The organism is Reyranella sp. GW821-FHT14A01 (assembly GCF_058803965.1).
Window position 1 is genome coordinate 727244 of the sequence record NZ_JBXAPM010000001.1, and the last position, 19255, is coordinate 746498.

20 protein-coding genes are annotated in these 19255 nt (G+C 66.7%); 13 read left to right on the forward strand and 7 right to left on the reverse strand.

The window, feature by feature from the left end; genetic code table 11:
- Positions 1-13 precede the first annotated feature (13 nt).
- The 4 genes from nusA to AC1ROX_RS03565 all read right to left on the reverse strand — a co-directional run bounded on the left by nusA (position 14) and on the right by AC1ROX_RS03565 (position 4687).
- Positions 14-1552 carry a transcription termination factor NusA gene (gene nusA / locus AC1ROX_RS03550; protein WP_493122429.1) on the reverse strand — a complete coding sequence of 513 codons (1539 nt, stop codon included), beginning with the start codon at positions 1550-1552 and terminating at the stop codon, positions 14-16.
- A gap of 28 nt (positions 1553-1580) precedes the next feature.
- Entirely contained in the window at positions 1581-2090 is a 510-nt protein-coding gene (rimP, locus tag AC1ROX_RS03555; RefSeq protein WP_493122431.1) for a ribosome maturation factor RimP, read from the reverse strand.
- 302 nt (positions 2091-2392) lie between these two features.
- Complete coding sequence (trmB, locus tag AC1ROX_RS03560; RefSeq protein ID WP_493122433.1) at positions 2393-3121, reverse strand: tRNA (guanosine(46)-N7)-methyltransferase TrmB; 729 nt, start codon at positions 3119-3121, stop codon at positions 2393-2395.
- Between the two features lie 21 nt (positions 3122-3142).
- Positions 3143-4687 (reverse strand): acetolactate synthase large subunit, encoded by a 1545-nt coding sequence (locus tag AC1ROX_RS03565; RefSeq protein ID WP_493122435.1) that lies wholly within the window; start codon positions 4685-4687, stop codon positions 3143-3145.
- A gap of 178 nt (positions 4688-4865) precedes the next feature.
- On the opposite strand from AC1ROX_RS03565, the gene AC1ROX_RS03570 reads away from it, so the two are divergent.
- On the forward strand, positions 4866-5291 hold the full coding sequence (locus tag AC1ROX_RS03570) for a hypothetical protein (RefSeq protein WP_493122436.1): 426 nt from the start codon (positions 4866-4868) through the stop codon (positions 5289-5291).
- A 6-nt stretch (positions 5292-5297) separates the two neighbouring features.
- Here the strand turns inward: AC1ROX_RS03570 and AC1ROX_RS03575 are convergent, their stop codons facing one another.
- Positions 5298-6491 carry a M20 aminoacylase family protein gene (locus tag AC1ROX_RS03575; RefSeq protein WP_493122438.1) on the reverse strand — a complete coding sequence of 398 codons (1194 nt, stop codon included), beginning with the start codon at positions 6489-6491 and terminating at the stop codon, positions 5298-5300.
- Between the two features lie 122 nt (positions 6492-6613).
- Between AC1ROX_RS03575 and hisA the strand changes: the two genes are divergently transcribed.
- From hisA to AC1ROX_RS03610, 7 genes are all read left to right on the forward strand, one after another.
- Positions 6614-7342: a 1-(5-phosphoribosyl)-5-[(5-phosphoribosylamino)methylideneamino]imidazole-4-carboxamide isomerase gene (gene hisA, locus AC1ROX_RS03580; protein WP_493122440.1), complete on the forward strand. Its 729-nt coding sequence runs from the start codon at positions 6614-6616 to the stop codon at positions 7340-7342.
- 7 nt (positions 7343-7349) lie between these two features.
- Positions 7350-8123 carry an imidazole glycerol phosphate synthase subunit HisF gene (gene hisF, locus AC1ROX_RS03585; RefSeq protein WP_493122442.1) on the forward strand — a complete coding sequence of 258 codons (774 nt, stop codon included), beginning with the start codon at positions 7350-7352 and terminating at the stop codon, positions 8121-8123.
- 88 nt (positions 8124-8211) lie between these two features.
- Positions 8212-8586 carry a phosphoribosyl-ATP diphosphatase gene (locus AC1ROX_RS03590; protein ID WP_493122444.1) on the forward strand — a complete coding sequence of 125 codons (375 nt, stop codon included), beginning with the start codon at positions 8212-8214 and terminating at the stop codon, positions 8584-8586.
- A gap of 117 nt (positions 8587-8703) precedes the next feature.
- A complete protein-coding gene (locus AC1ROX_RS03595) occupies positions 8704-9111 on the forward strand; it encodes a histidine triad nucleotide-binding protein (protein WP_493122446.1) in 408 nt (135 codons plus the stop codon).
- Positions 9108-10148 (forward strand): alpha/beta hydrolase, encoded by a 1041-nt coding sequence (locus AC1ROX_RS03600; RefSeq protein ID WP_493122448.1) that lies wholly within the window; start codon positions 9108-9110, stop codon positions 10146-10148. Before AC1ROX_RS03595 ends, AC1ROX_RS03600 begins: the two co-directional genes overlap by 4 nt.
- A gap of 49 nt (positions 10149-10197) precedes the next feature.
- Positions 10198-11064, forward strand: coding sequence for a TauD/TfdA dioxygenase family protein (locus AC1ROX_RS03605; protein WP_493122451.1), 867 nt, complete (start codon positions 10198-10200; stop codon positions 11062-11064).
- Between the two features lie 28 nt (positions 11065-11092).
- Positions 11093-12685 (forward strand): FAD-binding oxidoreductase, encoded by a 1593-nt coding sequence (locus AC1ROX_RS03610; RefSeq protein WP_493122454.1) that lies wholly within the window; start codon positions 11093-11095, stop codon positions 12683-12685.
- Positions 12686-12688: 3 nt separating this feature from the next.
- On the opposite strand, the gene AC1ROX_RS03615 is transcribed toward AC1ROX_RS03610, so the two are convergent.
- Positions 12689-13180 carry a hypothetical protein gene (locus tag AC1ROX_RS03615; RefSeq protein WP_493122456.1) on the reverse strand — a complete coding sequence of 164 codons (492 nt, stop codon included), beginning with the start codon at positions 13178-13180 and terminating at the stop codon, positions 12689-12691.
- A 136-nt stretch (positions 13181-13316) separates the two neighbouring features.
- Here AC1ROX_RS03615 and AC1ROX_RS03620 point away from each other — a divergent pair, with 136 nt between their 5' ends.
- The 3 genes from AC1ROX_RS03620 to AC1ROX_RS03630 all read left to right on the forward strand — a co-directional run bounded on the left by AC1ROX_RS03620 (position 13317) and on the right by AC1ROX_RS03630 (position 14946).
- Positions 13317-14099 carry a bestrophin-like domain gene (locus AC1ROX_RS03620; protein ID WP_493122458.1) on the forward strand — a complete coding sequence of 261 codons (783 nt, stop codon included), beginning with the start codon at positions 13317-13319 and terminating at the stop codon, positions 14097-14099.
- Between the two features lie 150 nt (positions 14100-14249).
- Positions 14250-14573: a hypothetical protein gene (locus AC1ROX_RS03625; protein ID WP_493122460.1), complete on the forward strand. Its 324-nt coding sequence runs from the start codon at positions 14250-14252 to the stop codon at positions 14571-14573.
- A gap of 16 nt (positions 14574-14589) precedes the next feature.
- Complete coding sequence (locus AC1ROX_RS03630; protein WP_493122462.1) at positions 14590-14946, forward strand: hypothetical protein; 357 nt, start codon at positions 14590-14592, stop codon at positions 14944-14946.
- Positions 14947-14976: 30 nt separating this feature from the next.
- On the opposite strand, the gene AC1ROX_RS03635 is transcribed toward AC1ROX_RS03630, so the two are convergent.
- Entirely contained in the window at positions 14977-16599 is a 1623-nt protein-coding gene (locus AC1ROX_RS03635; RefSeq protein WP_493122464.1) for a YifB family Mg chelatase-like AAA ATPase, read from the reverse strand.
- Positions 16600-16748: 149 nt separating this feature from the next.
- Between AC1ROX_RS03635 and AC1ROX_RS03640 the strand changes: the two genes are divergently transcribed.
- A complete protein-coding gene (locus AC1ROX_RS03640) occupies positions 16749-17948 on the forward strand; it encodes an acyl-CoA dehydrogenase family protein (protein WP_493122466.1) in 1200 nt (399 codons plus the stop codon).
- Positions 17949-17958: 10 nt separating this feature from the next.
- Entirely contained in the window at positions 17959-19254 is a 1296-nt protein-coding gene (locus tag AC1ROX_RS03645) for an aspartate aminotransferase family protein (RefSeq protein WP_493122468.1), read from the forward strand.
- Position 19255: the final 1 nt, after the last annotated feature.

Here is a 19255-nt window from a genome sequence, read left to right on the forward strand (position 1 = left end):
GGCGTCTTCTCCGTCAGGCCTTGGCCGCGTCGTCGGCCGGAGCGGCCTCGTCGGCGAACCAATGCTCGCGCGCCTTCATGATGATGGCGTTGGCGGCGTCGTTATCCATGGTGCTCTCGCCCACGATCTCGCGCAGCTCGTCGGAAGCGAGGTCGGCCAGGTCGTCGAGCGTCTTCACGCCCGCCTCGCCCAGCGCCACCACCATCGGCAGGGTCAGGCCCTCGGCATTGGCCACCTCTTCGGCGACGCCCAGCGAGGCCAGGCGCTCGGCCAGCTCGGCATCGCGCTTCTCGAGATACTCGCGGCCGCGGCGCTGCAGCTCGGTGGCGATCTCCTCGTCGAAGCCCTCGACCGTGGCCAGGTCCTCGACCGCCGACTCCGAAACGTCCTCGACCGTGGCATAGCCCTCGGCGACCAGCAGATGAGCGATCACGTCATCGACATCGAGCGTGGCCTTGAAGAGCTCGGTGCGCTCGCGCGTGTCCTTCTGGCGGCGCTCGCTCTCCTCGCTCTCGGTCATGATGTCGATTTCCCAGCCGGTGAGCTGGGAGGCGAGCTTCACGTTCTGGCCGCGGCGGCCGATCGCGAGGCTGAGCTGATCGTCGGGCACCACGACCTCGGTCTTGTTCTTCTCCTCGTCCATCAGCACCTTGCTGACCTCGGCCGGCGCCAGCGCGTTGACGATGAAGTTCGCCGTGTCGTTCGACCACGGAATGATGTCGACCTTCTCGCCCTGCAGCTCCTGCACGACGGCCTGGACGCGGCTGCCGCGCATGCCGACGCAGGCGCCGATCGGGTCGATCGAGCTGTCGTGGCTCAGCACCGCGATCTTGGCGCGGCTGCCGGGATCGCGGGCGACGGCCTTGATCTCGATGATGTTGTCGTAGATCTCGGGCACTTCCTGCGTGAACAGCTTGGCCATGAACTGCGGATGGCTGCGCGACAGGAAGATCTGCGGGCCGCGCGGCTCCTCGCGCACGTCGAAGATGTAGGCGCGCACGCGGTCGTTTACGCGGAGCGATTCGCGCGGGATCGTCTCGTCGCGGCGGATCACGCCCTCGGCGCGCTGCAGGTCGACGGTGATGTTGCCGTAGTCGACCCTCTTGACCACGCCCGACACGATCTCGCCGATGCGGTCCTTGAATTCCTCGTACTGGCGCTTGCGCTCGCTCTCACGCATGCGCTGCGTGATGACCTGCTTGGCGGTCTGGGCGGCGACGCGGCCGAAGTCGATCGGCGGCAGCTCGTCGGTCAGGAAGTCGCCGACCTGCGCCTCGGGATTGCGGCGCTGGGCGTCGGCCACCGACACCTGGGTGTTTTCGTTCTCGATCAGGTCGGAGACCTGCATGTAGCGCAGCAGCTTGATCTCGCCGGTCTTGCGGTCGATCTCGGCGCGGATGTCGTGCTCCAGCCCGTACTTGGCGCGGCCGGACTTCTGGATGGCCTGTTCCATCGCCTCGAGCACTTCCTCGCGTTCGATGCCCTTCTCGCGGGCGACCATGTCGGCCACCTGCAGCATCTCGAGGCGCGGGATATCGGCTGTCGTCGCCATGTCTCTTCCCTCTTCTTTAGCCAGTCGTTCAGTGGGTCTGCCCGGCCGCGCCTTCGGCGGCGAGGCGGTGTTCCTCGATCAGGCGGTCGGTCAATTCGAGCTTGGCGCGGGTGACCACCTCGAGCGGCACCACGGCTTCCTTGCCGTCGTCGAGGCGCAGCCGCACCAGCCCGTCGTCCAGGCCGAGCAGCGTTCCCTTGAAGCGCCGCCGTCCCTCGACCGGGAGCGAGGTCTCGAGGCGGGCGATGTGACCCGCCCAGCGCGCATAGTCCTTGGGCCGGGTGAGTGGCCGGTCGATGCCGGGCGAGCTCACTTCCAGCGTATAGGCTTCGGTGATCGGGTCCTCGACGTCCAGCACGGCCGAGACGGCGCGCGATACGGTCGCGCAATCCTCGACGTCCAGGGACCGTCCGTCGGCGGGCTCGATCATGATCTGCAGGGTGCCGCCCTTGCTCAGGGCGACGCGAACGACCTCGAAGCCCATGCCGACGATCGTCGGGGCAACGATGTCTTCGATTCGACGCAGCAGATCGGTCACGCGGTGGGCACTTCTCGACGTTTTGGGCGGCTGGGCTGGCGCCAAATGAAAAGAGCGGGTTTTCGGCCCACTCTTTTTCTTTGGTTCATCCCGTGAACCCGATGAGGATGCCGCGCATATAGGCTTCCGACCGCCCACTGGCAAGGGATTCCGGCACCCTCTATGGGGGGATCAGAGGTACCCTCTACATATAGTGCTGCAAAGGTCCCTCACTTCGTTCGGGATGACATCATTTTTTGCATCGGGCGCACTGCGCAGATCCCCGAAAATTGTCATCCCGGACGAAGGGACCTTTCCGTTTCCTAGCGCCGTCTCAACCTCAGGAAGACCGGCTTGTGGCCGGCCAGCATCTTCTTTTCGTAGCGTGTCTCGGGCCAGTCCTCGGGACGGCCGCGCCAGTCGGCCGGGCTTTCGGCCAGCCATTCGAAGTCGGGATGGCGGCAGGCATGTTCGACCATCCAGGGCAGGTAACTCGGATCGTCGGTCGCCACGCGCAGTTCGGCGCCCGGCTTCATCAGGCGGGCCAGCACGTCGAGGTTGGCGCGTTGCACGAAGCGGCGCTTGTGGTGGCGCGTCTTGGGCCAGGGGTCGGGGAACAACACGAAGGCGCGCGACAGCGACTGCGGCGGCAGCGTCTGCATCACGAAGCGGGCATCGTCGGTGAAGAGGCGCACGTTCGACACGCCGGTGCGCTGGATGTGCGCCAGGCACTTGGCGACGCCGTTGATGTAGGGCTCGCAGCCGATCAGCCCGACATTCGGATGCTGCTCGGCCTGCCAGACGAGATGCTCGCCGGCGCCGAAGCCGACCTCCAGCCACACGCCGTCCGGCGGCAGCGTGCCGCCGAAAAGACGCGCGAGATCGATCTTCGCGGCGCTCTCGGCGACCTCGTTATCGGGCGTGACGATGGGTTCGGCCGGCAGGGCGACTTCGAGGCGAGGCAGCAGCGTGTCGAGCAGCGACTGCTGCCCGACTCGCAGTTTCTTGCCCCGTCGACGGCCATGCAGCGTGCGTCGGCGGGCTTCTTCCATGATTACTGAGTCTCGACCGCCCTACATGATCACGTCGATGAGGTACGGGCCCTTATTCGACATGGCGTAGGTGAGCTGCTTGGTCAGCTCCTCCAGGTTGGTCGCCTTGCCGGCGGCCACGCCCATGCCCTTGGCGAGATCGGTGAACTGCAGGGTCGGCCGGTCCAGCGTCAGCATGTCGATGGCGCGCGGGCCGGGATTGGCCGCACCGACATCGGCGAGCTGGCTGTAGAGGATGTTGTAGGAGCGGTTCGAGAAGATCATCACGCAAACGTCGAGATTCTCGCGCGCCATCGTCCACAGCGACTGGATCGTGTACATCGACGAGCCGTCGCCGATCATGCAGATGACCTTGCGATCCGGGCAGGCGACGGCCGCGCCGACGGCGACGGGAGCGCCGAAGCCGATCGAGCCGCCCATGTTGTTCAGCCAGTCGTGCGGCGGAGCGCCGGCGCTGAACGGGAAGAAGCCGCGGCCCGTCGTCACCGACTCGTCGACCACGATGGCGCCTTCGGGCATCGTCGCGCCGAGCGCCTGGCCGAGGCCGTCGAGCGTGAACTTGCCGGTCGGACGCTCCGGACGGCTCGGCTGGGCAACGCCCTCTGGCTTCACGTTCATCGCATCGAGTTCCATCGCCAGCGCCTCGAGCGAGCCGATCGGATCGCCCTCGACCGGGCAAAGCGTCGAGATCTCGCAATCGTCGGGCGACAGGACCGACGGCTTGCCGGGATAGGCGAAGAAGGCGAACGGCGCCTTGGCGCCGCACAGCACCATCTGCTTGGTGCCCTTGAGCTGGGCCAGCGCGTTCTCGACCACGAAGTGCAGGCGCAGCACCGGGATGCGACCCGCGCCGCGCTCGATGCGCGCCGTGCCGCCGGCGCCCTGCACCTTGCAGCCCGTCTTGGCGGCGATCTTGCCGGCCAGCTCGAGGCCACGGGCGCGCAGCGCACGGCCGCCGATGAACAGCATGGCGCCCGGCATCTTGAGCGCCTTGGCGGCCGCAACGACCGTCTCGCTGGAAGGCTTGGACGGCGCCGGGGCGGCGGGCGTCTCGGCCACGCCCTCGGCTTCGCCCCAGGCCGTGTCGGCCGGCAGGATCAGGGTGGCGATCTGGCCCGGCGCCACGTTGGCGGCCTGGATGGCCAGCGCGCCGTCGCCCGCCACCGTCTTGGAAGTCGGCGAGGTCTTCACCCAATGGGAGAAGGGACGCGCGATGCCCTCGATGTCGGCGGTCAGCGGCGTATCGTACTTGATGTGATAGAGCGCGTGCTCGCCCACGATGTTGACGACACCGGAGCCCGCCTTCTTGGCGTTGTGCAGGTTGGCCGCCGCATTGGCGAGGCCCGGACCGAGATGCAGCAGGGTCGAGGCCGGCTTGTCGGTCATGCGGTAATAGCCGTCGGCCGCGCCCGAACAGACGCCCTCGAACAGGCCGAGCACGCAGCGCATGCCCTCGACCCTGTCCAGCGCCCCGACGAAGTGCATTTCCGAGGTCCCGGGATTGGCGAAACAGACCTCGACGCCGCCCTTGACCAAGGTGCGGACCAGACTTTCAGCTCCGTTCATCGACTCCCCCAAAACCCTGAAAATTCAAATCGGCGGCACCCTAGGCCAGTCGCGCCGTTTACCCAAGCCTCTGGAACGAAGAGAAATTCCGCGGGCCGGATGTTCCTTCTTTATTCTCAAGAGCTTGTCGGCTACATTTGAAGCATTATTTGAATTCTTAAGTACGAAAGACTTTTCCATGAGCCATTCGGGCCCCTCCGAGAGCTCGGCCGACGCCCTTTTCGTCGTCGGCACCGATCTCGTCGAATTCGACCGCAGCGACCTGCCGATCTACGCCACGCCCGCCTCGCGCTGGGCGGAAGCCGGCCTTGACGCCGTTTCCCATGGCGCGCCGCTCGACCGGTTGTTCGGCGAGCCGGGCGAGGTGTTCGTCGACGGCATTGCCGGCGCTGCGGCCGACGCCCTGCCGTCGCTCGGCGAGGATGCGCTGGTCGTGCTCAGCGACCTGTCCGACGGCGTGATGCTGCCGGCGAGCGAGGAGCCCGTCGCGATGCACGAGAGCGCCGCCGTCTATGATTTCGGCGCCGACGCTCATGTCGTCGTGCACGTCCAGGACGGACTGACCTGGGACCAGACCGATGCCGGGTGGTACCACCACGGCTGATCGGAACTAGGCGGCGTCGCCCAGCTCGAGCTGGACGAGGTTCATCCAGTAGGCCGCGCCGGTCGTCAGGATCTGGTCGTTGAAGTCGTAGAGCGGCGAATGCACGTTCTGGCAGCCGCCCTCGCCCGTGCCGCCATTGCCGATCATGATGTAGGCGCCGGGCTTCTTCTCCAGCATGAAGGCGAAGTCCTCGGCGCCGGCGATCGGCGACGTATTCGCCTCCACATGTTCGCGGCCCACCGTCATCGCCGCCGCTTCAACGGCGATCGAGGTCTGGTCGGCGGCGTTCACCAGCGCCGGATAGCGGCGGTGGTACTTGCAGACGGCCTCGCAGCCGCCGGCCTGCGCGATGCCCGTCGCGACCTCGGCCAGACGCTTCTCCAGGAGATTGCGCACGTCGGCCGAGAAGCTGCGCGCGGTGCCGCGGATCAGCACTTCCGACGGGATGACGTTGGGCGAACCCGGCGTGCCGGCCGCGATATGGCCGACGCTCAGCACCGCCGCCTGGCTGGGCGGCACGTTGCGGCCGACGATGCCCTGCACTGCCACGATGAACTGGCCCGCCACGAAGGTCGGATCGGTGCCGCGATCGGGCATGGCGCCGTGGCCGCCGGTGCCCTTGAACACGACTTCCCAGCTGTCGGACGACGCCAGCATGGCGCCGGTCCGGATGGCGAAGTGGCCGACCGGGAAGCCCGGCATGTTGTGCATGCCGTAGACCACGTCGCAGGGGAACTTCTCGAACAGGCCTTCCTCGATCATCACGCGCGCGCCACCGAGGCCTTCCTCGGCAGGCTGGAAGATGAAGTGGACGGTGCCGGCGAAGTCGGGCGCCGCCGCGAGCTGCTTGGCCGCGCCCAGCAGCATCGTCGTGTGACCGTCATGGCCGCAGGCATGCATCTTGTTGGGAATGGACGAGGCGTAGTCGAACCCGTTCTTCTCCTGCAGGTGCAGCGCATCCATGTCGGCGCGCAGGCCGATCGTCTTCTGGCCCGGCCGGTTGCCCTTCAGGGTGCCAACGACGCCGGTCGTGGCGAGGCCGCGATGGACTTTGAGGCCCCAGGCGGTGAGCTTGTCGGCCACGATCTGGGCCGTCCGCACCTCTTCGAAGGCGGTCTCGGGATGGCGATGGATGTCGCGGCGGATGGCGGTGAGATCGGCCAGGTCGGCGGCGAGAAGTTCGGGGGTAAAGCGGGTCATGAAAAAACTATAGCCAGTTCCGGTTTGCGACACACGTCCCACCGCCTCATCAGTCGTGGCACTGCGACGCTCGGCCCCGCGGGGTGGCGTCGCCGGGCGACCCGCGCTAAACCCCGGCCGCCATGATTCTATTTCCCGCGATCGACCTCAAGGACGGCAAGTGCGTGCGCCTTCTCCGCGGCGACATGCAGCGTGCCACGGTGTTCAACGACAGCCCGGCCGCCCAGGCCAAGGCCTTCACCAATGCCGGCTGCGAATGGCTGCATCTGGTCGACCTCAACGGCGCGGTCGAGGGCCATCCGGTCAACCGCGCGGCGGTCGAGAGCATCCTGCAGGAGGTCGACGTGCCGACCCAGCTCGGCGGCGGCATCCGCACCATCGAGAGTATCGCGCAGTGGTTCGAGGCCGGCGTGAAGCGGGTGATCCTCGGCACCATCGCGGTCAAGGAGCCGGGCCTGGTGAAGGCCGCCTGCAAGCAGTGGCCGGGCCGCATCGCGGTCGGCATCGACGCCCGCGACGGCATCGTCGCGGTCGACGGCTGGACCCGGCAGAGCACGGTGCGGGCGCTCGACCTCGCGCTGCGCTTCGAGGATGCCGGAGTCGCGGCCATCATCTACACCGACATCGACCGCGACGGCGCCATGGGCGGCGTCAATGTCGACGCCACGATCACCCTCGCCCAGCATCTCACCACGCCGGTCATCGCCTCGGGCGGCGTCAGCTCGCTCGACGACCTGCGCGAGCTGAAGCCCACCGAGGAGTTCGGCATCGTCGGCGCCATCGTCGGCCGCGCGCTTTATGACGGTCGCGTGACGGTCCCCGACGCGATCCGCGTGCTGAAGGGCGAGTAGCGGCGCCATGCTGAAGGTCCGCATCATCCCCTGCCTCGACGTCAAGGACGGCCGAGTCGTGAAGGGCGTGCAGTTCGTCGGCCTGCGCGATGCCGGCGACCCGGTCGAGCAGGCGCGCATCTATGACGCAGCCGGCGCCGACGAGCTCACCTTCCTCGACATCACGGCGAGCCACGAGAACCGCGACACGATCCTCGATGTCGTCAGCCGCACGGCCGAGCAGTGCTTCATGCCGCTGACAGTGGGCGGCGGCGTGCGCCAGGTCGAGGATATCCGCCGCCTGCTGCTGGCCGGCGCCGACAAGGTGTCGATCAATTCGGCCGCGGTAGCGCGGCCGGAATTCGTGCGCGAGGCGGCCGAGAAATACGGCGACCAGTGCATCGTCGTCGCCATCGACGCGCGCAGCACCGGTTCCAGCAAGTGGGAAGTCTTTACCCATGGCGGCCGCAAGGGCACCGGCCTCGACGCGATCGAGTGGGCGCGCCGCATGGCGGAGTCGGGTGCGGGCGAGATCCTGCTCACCTCGATGGATCGTGACGGTACGAAGTCGGGCTTCGATCTCGAACTCACGCGCGCGGTATCGGATGCCGTGCCGGTGCCGGTCGTGGCCTCGGGCGGCGTCGGCACGCTCGATCATCTGGTCGACGGCGTGACGAAGGGCGGTGCCTCGGCGGTGCTCGCCGCCTCGATCTTCCATTTCGGCGAATTCACCATCGCGCAGGCGAAGGAACATCTCGCGCGCGCCGGCGTTCCGGTACGACAAATCTCGCGCGCGGCATGATTTTCGCGTAAAGTCGCAGCGGCGCCCACCGAAGAGGCGTAATCAGATTTTCGATCGCCCTCCCCTCGGGCGACGGAGTTTCCCCCGGATGGCGAAGAAGAAAAAAGCCAAGAAGGCACAGGGCAGGCCCAGCATCGTCACGATCGACGAGCACACGCTCGATCGCCTGTATCTCGTGATCGACAGCCGCAAGGGCGCGGATCCTGAAACCTCCTACACGGCCCGCCTGTTCAGCCGCGGCCGCCAGCAGATCGCCAAGAAGCTGGGCGAGGAAGCCGTCGAGGCGCTGATCGAGGGCATTCGCGGCGACAAGGCCAAGCTCGTCGCCGAGAGTGCCGACATGCTCTACCACCTGCTGACCCTGTGGGCCGCGGTCGGCGTGCAGCCCAAGTCGGTGTGGGACGAGCTCGCCCGCCGCGAAGGCCTGTCCGGCATCGCCGAGAAGGCCAGCCGCAAGCGCTAGCGACTCTTCGCTCGTCCTTTGCGTCTCCCCGGGTGGAGGCGGATCGAACCTTTCCTATATTGGGACCGCGGGCCTTCCAGGGCTCGACCCGTTTTGCCGCCCCTCACGGAGCCCGCCATGTCCGCCCCCGCACCCATGACGTCCGCCTACGACCGCAACAATGTTTTCGCCCGCATCCTGCGCGGCGAGCTGCCCTGCAGGAAGGTGCACGAGGACGAATTCACGCTGGCCTTCCACGACATCGCGCCGCTGGCGCCGGTGCATGTGCTGGTGATCCCGAAGGGCGAGTACATCAGCCAGGCCGATTTCGGCGCCAAGGCGCCGCCGGAGATGATCGTCGGCTTCTGGCGTGCCGTGTCGAAGGTCGCACACGATCTCGGCCTCGATCCCGAGGGCTATCGCATCGTCGCCAACCATGGACCGAACGGCGGCCAGCTCGTGTTCCATTTTCATGTCCACATCTTCGGCGGCCGCATCATGAGCCATGGCGTGACCAACATGCCAAAACAGGACAAGGCGGGGTGATCGGTCGGCGCACGCTGCTGGCCGCGGCGGCGCTCGCGCCGGGGACGGCATTGGCACAGAAGTCGCTGACCGACGCCGGTAGCTGGTACGCCAGGGGCAAGACCAAGGAACGGCCGGTGCGCTTCGCCGGCGCGGGCGGCGTCGCCTTGGCCGGCACCCTGCTGATGCCGCTGTTCAGCGAGATCCAGTATGTGCCGGGCGTCGTGCTGGTCGCCGGCAGCGGACCGACCGACCGCAACGGCAACAACCCGCTGGCGCCCGATCGCATCGACCTCTTGAAGGACATCGCCGAGCTGCTGGCGCGCAACGGCATCGCCTCGCTGCGCTACGACAAGCGCGGCATCGGCCAGTCGACGCCGCGGCCGCGCGGTTCGCTTGAGGAGCAGGAAGCCTTCTTCGCTTGGGACAATTTCGTGGGCGATGTCGAGGCCGCGCATGCCGAGCTGCTGCGCCACGACGAGATCAAGCCCTATGCGACGGCGCTGCTCGGCCACAGCGAAGGCGGCCTGCTGGCGCTCGCGGCGAGCAAGGCGCTCGCTGCAAAGAAGCTGCATGCGCTGGTGCTGGCCGCCACGCCGGGCCGCCGCCTCGACGTGATCCTGCGCGAGCAGATCGCGCGCAACGCGCCGCCGGCGCTGCGCCTGCCGACCGATCGCGCCATCGCCGCCATCCTCAAAACCGGTCGCGTGCCGACCAACCTGCCGCCCGAGCTGCAGCTCCTGTTCCCGCTCTATGCCGGTCCGTTCCTGCAAAGCCTGCTGTCCTTCGATCCCGCCACGACGCTGGCGGAGAGCCGGCTGGCCTGCCTGATCGTGCAGGGCGGCGCCGACCAGCAGGTCGTGCCGATGGAAGACGTGCAGCCGCTGATCGACGCATTGCGCGGGCGCAACATCTCGGGCGAGGCCGTGGTGGTCCCGCAGGTCAGCCACAATTTCAAATCCGTGACAGGCCCAATCGATCCGGGCTTTGCCGGACCCTTGTCGCCCGTGGTCGCCGACGTCCTGCTGAAGTGGCTGGTGCTGGCGCTCGGCGCTTGATCGGCCTGCGCGGCCGGCCGATCATCATCGCAAAGCTGGAGAAAACGACATGACCGTAACAGTGCGTCCGGTGACCGAAGCCGTCGGAGCGGAAATCCTCGGCGTCGACCTGCGCAACTTCAGCGACGAGGAATTCGCCGCCATCGAGCGCGCCTGGTACGCGCATTCGATGATCCTGCTGCGCGGCCAGCAGCTCGACGACGACCATCTACTGGCCTTCAGCCGCCGCTTCGGCGAACTCGATCCGCCGCCCAACCAGGAACGCGGCCGCATCAGCCCGCCGGGCTATCCCGACATCTATGTCGTGTCGAACGTTCTCGACACCAAGGGCGACCCGATCGGCGCCCTGGGCGATGGCGAGGCCGTCTGGCACACCGACATGAGCTATCTCGACGTGCCGCCCGACGCCTCGATGCTCTATTCGCTGGAGATCCCGCCGACGGGCGGCAACACCTGGTTCACCAGCATGCAGGCGGCTTGCGATGCCCTGCCCGCCAACCTCCGTGCGAAGATCGAAGGTCGCCGGGTGAAGCACGACGGCACCTACAATTCCGGCGGTTTCCTGCGCAAGGGCGTGACGCCGACCGACGATCCGATGGTCGCACCGGGCGCCTGGCATCCGGCGATCCTGCGCCATCCGGTCAACGGCCGCGCCACGCTCTATCTCGGCCGCCGGCGCAACTCCTATGTCGAGGGCTACACCAGGGCCGAGTCCGACGCGGTGCTCGAAGAACTGTGGGCGCATGTCACGCAGCCGCGCTTCATCTACCAGCATGTCTGGAAGCTGGGCGACCTCGTGATGTGGGACAATCGCTCGACCATGCATCGCCGCGACCCGTTCGACAAAACCGCGCGGCGCATCATGCATCGCACGCAGATCAAGGGGACGACGAAGCCGATCGCCTTCGCGGCCTGAAGACAATGAAAAAGACACCGGAGGAAACATGCGGCGGCAGAAGAAGTTCTATGCTTGGGGTTACGCCGACGAGGACCTGACACCGGACGAGATCCGGCCCTGGGAGGCCGAGATCGCCGAACGCTACGGCCTCTCCGGCTTCGACGTGAAGGCGCCGCCCAAGGCGGACGAGATCGAGTTGCGCAAAAGTCGCGTCGAGGTGCCGTCGGCGCTGCAGGCGATGGTGCGCACCGATCACCTGACCCGGCTGGAGCACAGCTACGGCAAGGCGGGCTTCGACACGCTGCGCATGTTCATGCGCTCCGTGCCCAACCCGCCCGACGCGGTGGCTTTTCCCGAGACCGAAGAGGACATCGTGAAGGTCCTCGACTGGTGCGATCGCATCGGCGCCAAGGCGATCCCCTATGGCGGCGGCTCGTCGGTGGTGAAGGGCATCGAACCCTCGGCCGCCTTCGACAAGGTCGTGACGATCTCGACGCGCCACATGGACAAGGTGCTGGAGGTCGATGCGGTGAGCCAGGCCGCGCGCATCCAGGGCGGCATCTACGGGCCCGCGATCGAGGACGCGCTGCGCGACACGCCGTTCACCATGCGCCACTACATGCAGGCCTATCGATGCTCGACCTTGGGCGGCTGGATCGCCACGCGCTCGGGCGGCCACTACGCCACGCTCTACACCCATATCGACGATTTCGTGGAGAGCACGCGCGTCGTGACGCCCGCCGGCACGCTGGAGACGCGCCGTCTGCCCGGCTCCGGCGCCGGTCCCAGCCCGGACCGGATGTTCATCGGCTCCGAGGGCATTCTGGGCATCATCACCGAGGCTTGGGTGCGGCTGCGCAAGAAGCCGACCTTCCGTGCCTCCGCCAGCGTGCGCTTCCGAGACTTTTATGCCGGCGCCGACGCGGTGCGCGACATCACGCAGGCCGGCCTCTATCCCGCCAATTGCCGCCTGCTCGAGGCGCGCGAGGCGCTGCCCGGAATCCCGTGGAGCAACGAGGAGGCCGTGCTCGTGCTGGCCTTCGAATCGCCCGACCATCCGCTCGACGCCTGGATGAAGCGGGCGCTGGAAATCTGTGCAGCGCACGGTGGCGTCGCCGACCAGAGCGACGACGACGAGAATGCCCATCGCTCCGGCGCCGCCGGCGCCTGGCGCAACAAGTTCATCCGTGCGCCGCACTATGGTGAGCATGCGGTGGCGCGCGGCATCCTGTCCTCGACCTTCGAGACCTCGATGACCTGGGAGCGGACGCGCGACTTCCATGCGAAGATCACGAAGATCGCCAAGGACACGATCAAGGCGGTGACGGGCCGCGAGGGGACGGTCACCTGCCGCTTCACCCACGTCTATCCCGACGGGCCTTGTCTCTACTTCACCTTCGGCGGCCTGTTCGACCCGAAGAAGGACGCGCTTCAGCAGTTCATGGAGGTCCTGTCGACCTGCACCGCCGCCACGGTGGAGCATGGCGGCACGACCACGCACCATCACGCGGTGGGCCGCTTCCACCGGCCGTTCTACGACAGGCAGCGGCCGGAGCTGTTCGCCCGGGCGCTGCGCGGCGCCAAGCGGGAACTCGATCCCAGGGGGATGATGAACCCCGGCGTGCTGATCGATCCCTGACCGTCAGTGCGCCGCGACGGCCGACCGCGGCACGAAGAAGAACATGACAAGGACGTGACGGACGAGCAGGAGCGCCCCCACGCCCACGAAGAGGAGGCCGGCGGCGACCATGTAGTCGTCGACTTCGCCGGTGTAGATGATGGTGTTGGGAATCTTGATCAGTTCGATGCAGATCTCGGCCATCAGGCCGATGGAGAGCTGGCCGACCCCGTAATTGTGACACTTGTGGTCGATCAGCTCCTGCCAGGCTTCGTCCGGCCCATCCAGCAGGCCGAAGATCTCGCGCAGGGTCTTGCGCTCCTCGAGGAGGACGCCCCAGCCGATCATGATGATGCCGATACCGGTGACGATATCCATCTCCTCCTTGATGTCGGGCTTGGACCATAGCGCCTTGGAAACTTCAGTCAGAGTGATCAGCATGGGGACGCAGATCAGCAGGGAAATCAGGCCGATTGTGTACCGGGACAGAAGAACGCGCATCAGGAGACGGATCATAGCCAGGCTCTTTTCTCTCTTGCCCCGGCCAGGCGCGACCGCGACGACGCGACCCTAGTCGAACGGCCGGTCGAGGATCAATCTCGGGAGGCGTCGTCGACTCGATACTGAAGCCTCCCCTCGCTAGAACAGGACCATGATCGACTGGCTCTATTCGCTCCCCGAGACCCTCATCCTGGTGATGGGCGCCGTCACGATGGCCGGCGCCATCCTCGTCCTGCCGTCGCTGGTCCAGCGGCTGCCCTACCTGCGGACCACCAACGAAACCTACGACTTCGTGCTGCGCATGCAGGCCACGCTCTTCACCATGACGAGCCTGGTGCTGGCCTTCACCCTGGTCGAGGCCGAGAGCAACTTCCGCAAGGTCGATTCGCTGATCGCGACCGAGGCCTCGCAGATCAACCGGCTCGACAGGCTGCTCAACCGCTATGGCGACGAGTCGGTCACGGAGCTCCGGCTCAACCTGCTGGCCTACGCCAAAGCGATCGTCGACGACGAATGGCCGGCGATGCTGCGCGGCGAACGCAGCGCCAAGGTCCGCCTGGCCCTTGCCCCCTTGTCGCGGGGAATCTTCGGCATCGAACCCCAGCCCGGCCGCGAGACGACGATCTATGCCGAGATCCTGCGGTCCTTCGACTCGATCGCCGAGTCCCGCGACGCCAGGCTCAACGCCGTCTCGACCGGCCTGCCCAAGCCCTACTGGCAGGTCGTGCTGTTCGCCGTCCTCATGCTGCTGTTCATCTCCAGCACCATGCAGCGGAGCGCCTTCCGGGCCTATGTCCTCTCCGCCCAGATGGCCGTGATGGGCGCCTTCATCGGCTTCGTGTTCATCATGGACCAACCCTTCAAGGGCCAGACGGCGCTCGATACGGAAGCGCTCCGGCGGACGATCATCATCATGGAGAATCGGGATCGGTAGCACGCCATCGCCGATCCAGCACGCAAGCTCGGATCGGACCTGAGAATTGTGGACAATCCATCGTTGTGCCCTGAAGATCGATACTCAATGCTAGCGGGTGTCGGCCCCGCTTAAGCGGGGTCATCGCAATGACAAAACGGGGCAACAGCCATGAAAGAGCTAGAGATTGCCGATGCAATTTTTTCAGCTGCGCAGGCTTATGCCGCCCGTGAAAAAGTTCAGTTTGGGCATGGAGCACTTGGAGATATCAAAGGATTTGCTTCAAAGGCAGCAACTGAAATTGCCCGCCTACCGTCTGACCAGCACGAAGATCGGGTAGAAATCGCCTCTCTTGCCTTCGAGAAACTCGTCGCCGAAATGATTGTCCAATCCCATGCAATCGAAGGTTATCGAGAGGTTAATCCGCAGACAATCGGTGAGGAGACACTATCACGTGCCTTAGGTGTCCTGTGTCCATTGTGGCCCATCTGTTGAGATGAAGGAGCTTCACGTGGCTGCAGGAATTGAAGGGCTGAAGGCGTCAAACACACTCGTGGCACAAATCATTACCGTGTCAGCAGCACTTCTCGCCTTCACGGTGACATTTGCGGAAAAGTTCAGCCCCAAGGACGGTCCGATTTTTCTTCCTCTGCCACTCAAAATCTCGTGGCTGGCCTTTGCGGCGACAATCATCTTGGCGTTTTGGACATTGATGGCGATCACTGGAACGATGAATGAGATCGATACCGGCAAAGAGGAATCCAATCCGGAACGGTCAAATATTCGCATTCCAGCAATTCTCACGTTTACAGGATTTTTCGTCGGAGTTGCGTCGCTGATTATTGCAGGCTGGCAGATCGCTCGGTAACGCGTCGTATATTGGCTAGGAGCGAGAGGTTCAGGCGGCCAGCATCGAGCGCGGCTGGGGCCGGCGGTAGCTCAGCGCCTCGGCAATATGGAGACGACGCACCGCGTCGGAGCCGTCGAGGTCGGCCAGCGTGCGCGCGACTCTGAGCGTGCGGTGCCAGGCGCGGGCGGAGAGGCCGAGGCGCTCGGCGGCGCGGGCGAGCAATGCGCGGCCCTCGGCATCGGGTTCGGCGATGGACGCGAGAAGCGCGCCGTCGGTGTCGGCGTTGCAGCGGGGCTTCGACCAGTTGCGGGCGCGGTCGGCCAGCAAACCCGCAGATGAGTCGGCTTCGATGGCGACCAGCTTCCCCTTGGCATCGAGTTCGGCCAGCCGTTCGCGCTGGACAGTGCGGGCGGCGGCGACGCGGGCGGCGATGTCGGCCGAGCTTTCGGCGGGCGGCGGCAAGGCGAGATCGGCGGCCGCGACGGCCGGCACGTCGATGGTGAGGTCGATGCGATCGAGAAACGGGCCCGAGAGCTTGGCTTGGTAATCGGCGCCGCAGCGCGGGCCGCGGGCGCAGGATCGGCCCGGATCCATGAGATGGCCGCAGCGGCAGGGGTTCATGGCGGCAACGAGCTGGAAGCGCGCCGGATAGGTGACGTGCGCGTTGGCCCGCGCCACGGTCACGCGGCCACTCTCCAGCGGCTGGCGCAGGGCTTCGAGCGTAGCGCGGTTGAACTCCGGCAGTTCGTCGAGGAACAGCACGCCGTGATGGGCGAGCGAGACTTCGCCCGGCTTGGGCCGGGCGCCGCCGCCGACCAGCGCCTGCAGGGTCGCCGAATGGTGCGGATCGCGGAAGGTACGGCGGCGACTGAGGCGCCCCTCGCCCAGGTCGCCGGCCAGCGAGCGCACCATCGAGGCTTCCAGCGCCTCCTCCGGGTCGAGCGGCGGCAGCAGGCCCGGCAGGCGAGCGGCCAGCATCGACTTGCCCGAGCCTGGGGGACCAACCATGAGCAGATTGTGACCGCCGGCGGCCGCGATCTCGAGGACGCGCTTGGCGCTCTCCTGGCCCTTGATCTCGGCAAGGTCGGGATAGGTCGCGCGGTCGTCGGCCATCAGCGCCTCGGGCGCCGGCAGCGTTTGCTGTCCGCGCAGATGGTTGATCAATGCGAGCAGCGAGGGCGCGGCGATGATCGGCGGCCGGTCGGTATCCGGGAGGGAGTCGAAGCCACCCCAAGCCGCTTCGCCTCCACACACCGACGGGCAGATCACGCCGCGCCCCGCCGCCTGGGCGGCGATCGCCGCCGGCAGGACGCCCGGCACCCGGCAGAGCGAACCGTCGAGCGCCAGCTCGCCCAAAACCACGAACCCTTCGACGCTCTCGCGCGGCAGCACGCCCAGAGCAGCGAGGAGCCCCAGCGCAATCGGCAGGTCGTAGTGGCTGCCTTCCTTGGCGAGGTCGGCCGGCGACAGGTTCACGGTGATGCGCTGCGGCGGCAGGGCGAGGCCCATCGCGCGGAAACAGGCCCGCACCCGCTCCCGGCTCTCGCCCACCGCCTTGTCGGCCAGCCCGACAACCGCGAAGGCGATGGTGCCCGGCGCCACCAGCACCTGCACGTCCACCGGCAGGACATCGATCCCCTGGAACGCCACCGTCCGAACCGTCGCCTGCATGTCGTGCTCCCGTCCTATGTCAGGAACAATTAAAGAACGAATCGATTGTTAGTAAAGCACGCAATGGTTGCAATCTGCTCTGCGACCGCCCCGATGCCCCGTCGACCGCGCGCCATGCTAGATTTCCGCCGCAAACGCGGGAGAGTTTCGTGACGGCCAAGCAGAAGATCGACGACCTCAATTTCACGCCGCCGGCGGCGATCACCGACCTGGCCGCCAAGGTGAAGGAATTCGTCAAGGACAAGATCATCCCCTACGAGACCGACCCGCGCTGGACGGCGCACGGGCCGACCGACGAACTGCGGATCGAGATGAACGAGCTGGCCAAGGCCGCCGGCGTGTTCGCGCCGCAGGTGCCGAAGGAATATGGCGGCCAGGCGCTGAGCCAGGTCGGCCGCGCCCATGTCTTCGAGGCGGCGGGCTATTCGATCCTGGGGCCGACGGCCATCCATTGCGCCTCGCCCGACGAGGGCAACATCCATCTGCTCGACGTCGTGGCCCGGCCCGACCAGCGCGAGCATTTCCTGAAGCGCATGGCGACAGGCCAGATCCGCTCGATCTTCTGCATGACCGAGCCCGGCGGCGCAGGCTCCGACCCCAGCCTGATGACGACGACGGCGCGCCTCGAAGGCAACGAATGGGTGATCAACGGCCGCAAGTGGCTGATCACCGGCGCCGAGGGCGCGCGCTGCGCCATCATCATGGCCAAGAACGAGGGCGGGCCGATGGACGGCCACGCCACCATGTTCATGGCCGACCTGCCCGATCCCGCCATCCGCATCGAGCGCACGCTCGACACGATGGACTCGAGCTTCACCGGCGGCCACGGCGTGATCGAGATCAAGAACCTGCGCCTGCCGGCCGACGCGGTGCTGGGCGAGATCGGCAAGGGCTTCCGCTATGCCCAGGTCCGCCTCGCCCCGGCCCGCCTCAGCCACTGCATGCGCTGGCTGGGTGCTGCGATGCGCGCTCAGGACATCGCCACCGAATACGCCCGCACCCGCGTCGCCTTCGGCAAGAAACTCGGCGAGCACCAGGGCGTGTCGTTCATGCTGGCCGACAATCTGATGGACATGAACCAGGCGCGGCTCTCGATCTGGCACACGGCGTGGCTGCTCGACCAGGGCGAGCGCGCCTCGAACGAGAGCTCGATGTCCAAGGTCATCTGCTCGGAGGCCTATTTCCGCGTCGCCGACCGCTGCATGCAGATCCTGGGCGGCCTCGGCATCACCCGCGACACGGTGGTCGAGCGCTTCTTCCGCGACTCCCGCGCCTTCCGCATCTACGATGGCCCGTCCGAGGTCCATCGCTGGGCCCTCGGCGCACGCATCGTTTCGGGGAAGATGTAGGACGGAGATCATGAACGCGACGACACCGGCTGAATCACTCGCAGCACGTCGCGACCGCGCTTTCGGCGCCGGCGCGCCGCTCTTCTACAGCACGCCCCTGCACATCGTGCGGGGCCAGGGCGTGGAGCTGTTCGACCCCGAGGGGCGGCGCTACGTCGACATGTACAACAACGTGCCCTGCGTCGGTCATGCCAACGCGCACGTGGTAGAGGCGATGGCGCGCCAGCAGTCGACGCTGAACGTCCACAGTCGCTACCTGCACGAAGGCATCGTTTCCTTCGCCGAACGGCTGGCGGCGCTGCACGGGCCCGAGATCGAGAGCGTGATCTTCTCCTGCTCCGGCACCGAGGCCAACGAGGTGGCGCTGCGCATGGCGCGTATGGCCACCGGAAAGTCCGGCATCGTCTGCACCAACGCGACCTATCACGGCAATAGCGAGGCGGTCGGCAAGATGACCCGCATCGGCGCCGGCCAGAACACCGCCGGCGACGTGCGCGCGATCCCCTTCCCCGAGATGCTGCGCCCGCTGGTGCCCGGCGCCAGCGAGGACGAACTCTGCGAGGCCTATCTCGACAGACTGCGGCAGGCGATCCGTGGCTTCGAGGAGGACGGCACGGGCTTCGCCGGGCTGATCGTCTGCTCGATCTTCGCCAACGAGGGCCTGCCCGACGTGCCGCGCAACTTCATGCCGCGCGCCGTGGAGATCGTGCACGAAGCGGGCGGCCTGGTGATCGCCGACGAGGTCCAGGCCGGCTATTGCCGCAGCGGCCGCTGGTGGGGCTACGACGTTCTGGGCTTCAAGCCCGACATCGTCGTCACCGGCAAGCCGATGGGCAATGGCCTGCCGCTGGCGGCCACCGCCGCGAGCCGCAAGCTGGTCGAGACCTTCCGGTCCGCGACGCGCTACTTCAACACCTTCGCGTCCAGCCCGCTGCAGGCGGCAGTCGGCATGGCGGTGATCGACGTCATCGAGCGCGAGAATTTGCGCGAGAATGTCGCCACCGTGGGAGCGTTCCTGAAATCGGCGCTGGCCGAGCGCAAGGGCCGCTTCGCGTCGATCGCCGACGTGCGCGGCCATGGGCTGTTCATCGGCGTCGAGATCGCGAAGACCGATGCCGCACGGGACCCCGACATGGACAAGGCGGTCGACGTCATCAATCGCCTGAAGGATCGCGGCTTCCTGACGAGCAATGCCGGTGCCTACAAGAATGTCGTGAAGATCCGGCCGCCGCTGGTCTTCACGCAGGGCCATGCGGAGGAGTTCCTCGTCGCATTCGACGCGACGATGGCCGAAGTCGACGGCTAGC

Excerpts from the sequence above, each read along its gene's own strand:
- AC1ROX_RS03575 (WP_493122438.1), bottom strand. The coding sequence starts at position 6,491 with ATGACCCGCTTTACCCCCGAACTTCTCGCCGCCGACCTGGCCGATCTC.
- AC1ROX_RS03610 (WP_493122454.1), top strand. The coding sequence starts at position 11,093 with ATGCGGCGGCAGAAGAAGTTCTATGCTTGGGGTTACGCCGACGAGGAC.
- nusA (WP_493122429.1), bottom strand. The coding sequence starts at position 1,552 with ATGGCGACGACAGCCGATATCCCGCGCCTCGAGATGCTGCAGGTGGCC.
- hisA (WP_493122440.1), top strand. The coding sequence starts at position 6,614 with ATGATTCTATTTCCCGCGATCGACCTCAAGGACGGCAAGTGCGTGCGC.
- hisF (WP_493122442.1), top strand. The coding sequence starts at position 7,350 with ATGCTGAAGGTCCGCATCATCCCCTGCCTCGACGTCAAGGACGGCCGA.
- AC1ROX_RS03570 (WP_493122436.1), top strand. The coding sequence starts at position 4,866 with ATGAGCCATTCGGGCCCCTCCGAGAGCTCGGCCGACGCCCTTTTCGTC.
- trmB (WP_493122433.1), bottom strand. The coding sequence starts at position 3,121 with ATGGAAGAAGCCCGCCGACGCACGCTGCATGGCCGTCGACGGGGCAAG.
- AC1ROX_RS03565 (WP_493122435.1), bottom strand. The coding sequence starts at position 4,687 with ATGAACGGAGCTGAAAGTCTGGTCCGCACCTTGGTCAAGGGCGGCGTC.
- AC1ROX_RS03625 (WP_493122460.1), top strand. The coding sequence starts at position 14,250 with ATGAAAGAGCTAGAGATTGCCGATGCAATTTTTTCAGCTGCGCAGGCT.
- AC1ROX_RS03620 (WP_493122458.1), top strand. The coding sequence starts at position 13,317 with ATGATCGACTGGCTCTATTCGCTCCCCGAGACCCTCATCCTGGTGATG.
- AC1ROX_RS03615 (WP_493122456.1), bottom strand. The coding sequence starts at position 13,180 with ATGATCCGTCTCCTGATGCGCGTTCTTCTGTCCCGGTACACAATCGGC.
- AC1ROX_RS03645 (WP_493122468.1), top strand. The coding sequence starts at position 17,959 with ATGAACGCGACGACACCGGCTGAATCACTCGCAGCACGTCGCGACCGC.
- AC1ROX_RS03635 (WP_493122464.1), bottom strand. The coding sequence starts at position 16,599 with ATGCAGGCGACGGTTCGGACGGTGGCGTTCCAGGGGATCGATGTCCTG.
- AC1ROX_RS03595 (WP_493122446.1), top strand. The coding sequence starts at position 8,704 with ATGTCCGCCCCCGCACCCATGACGTCCGCCTACGACCGCAACAATGTT.
- AC1ROX_RS03590 (WP_493122444.1), top strand. The coding sequence starts at position 8,212 with ATGGCGAAGAAGAAAAAAGCCAAGAAGGCACAGGGCAGGCCCAGCATC.
- AC1ROX_RS03605 (WP_493122451.1), top strand. The coding sequence starts at position 10,198 with ATGACCGTAACAGTGCGTCCGGTGACCGAAGCCGTCGGAGCGGAAATC.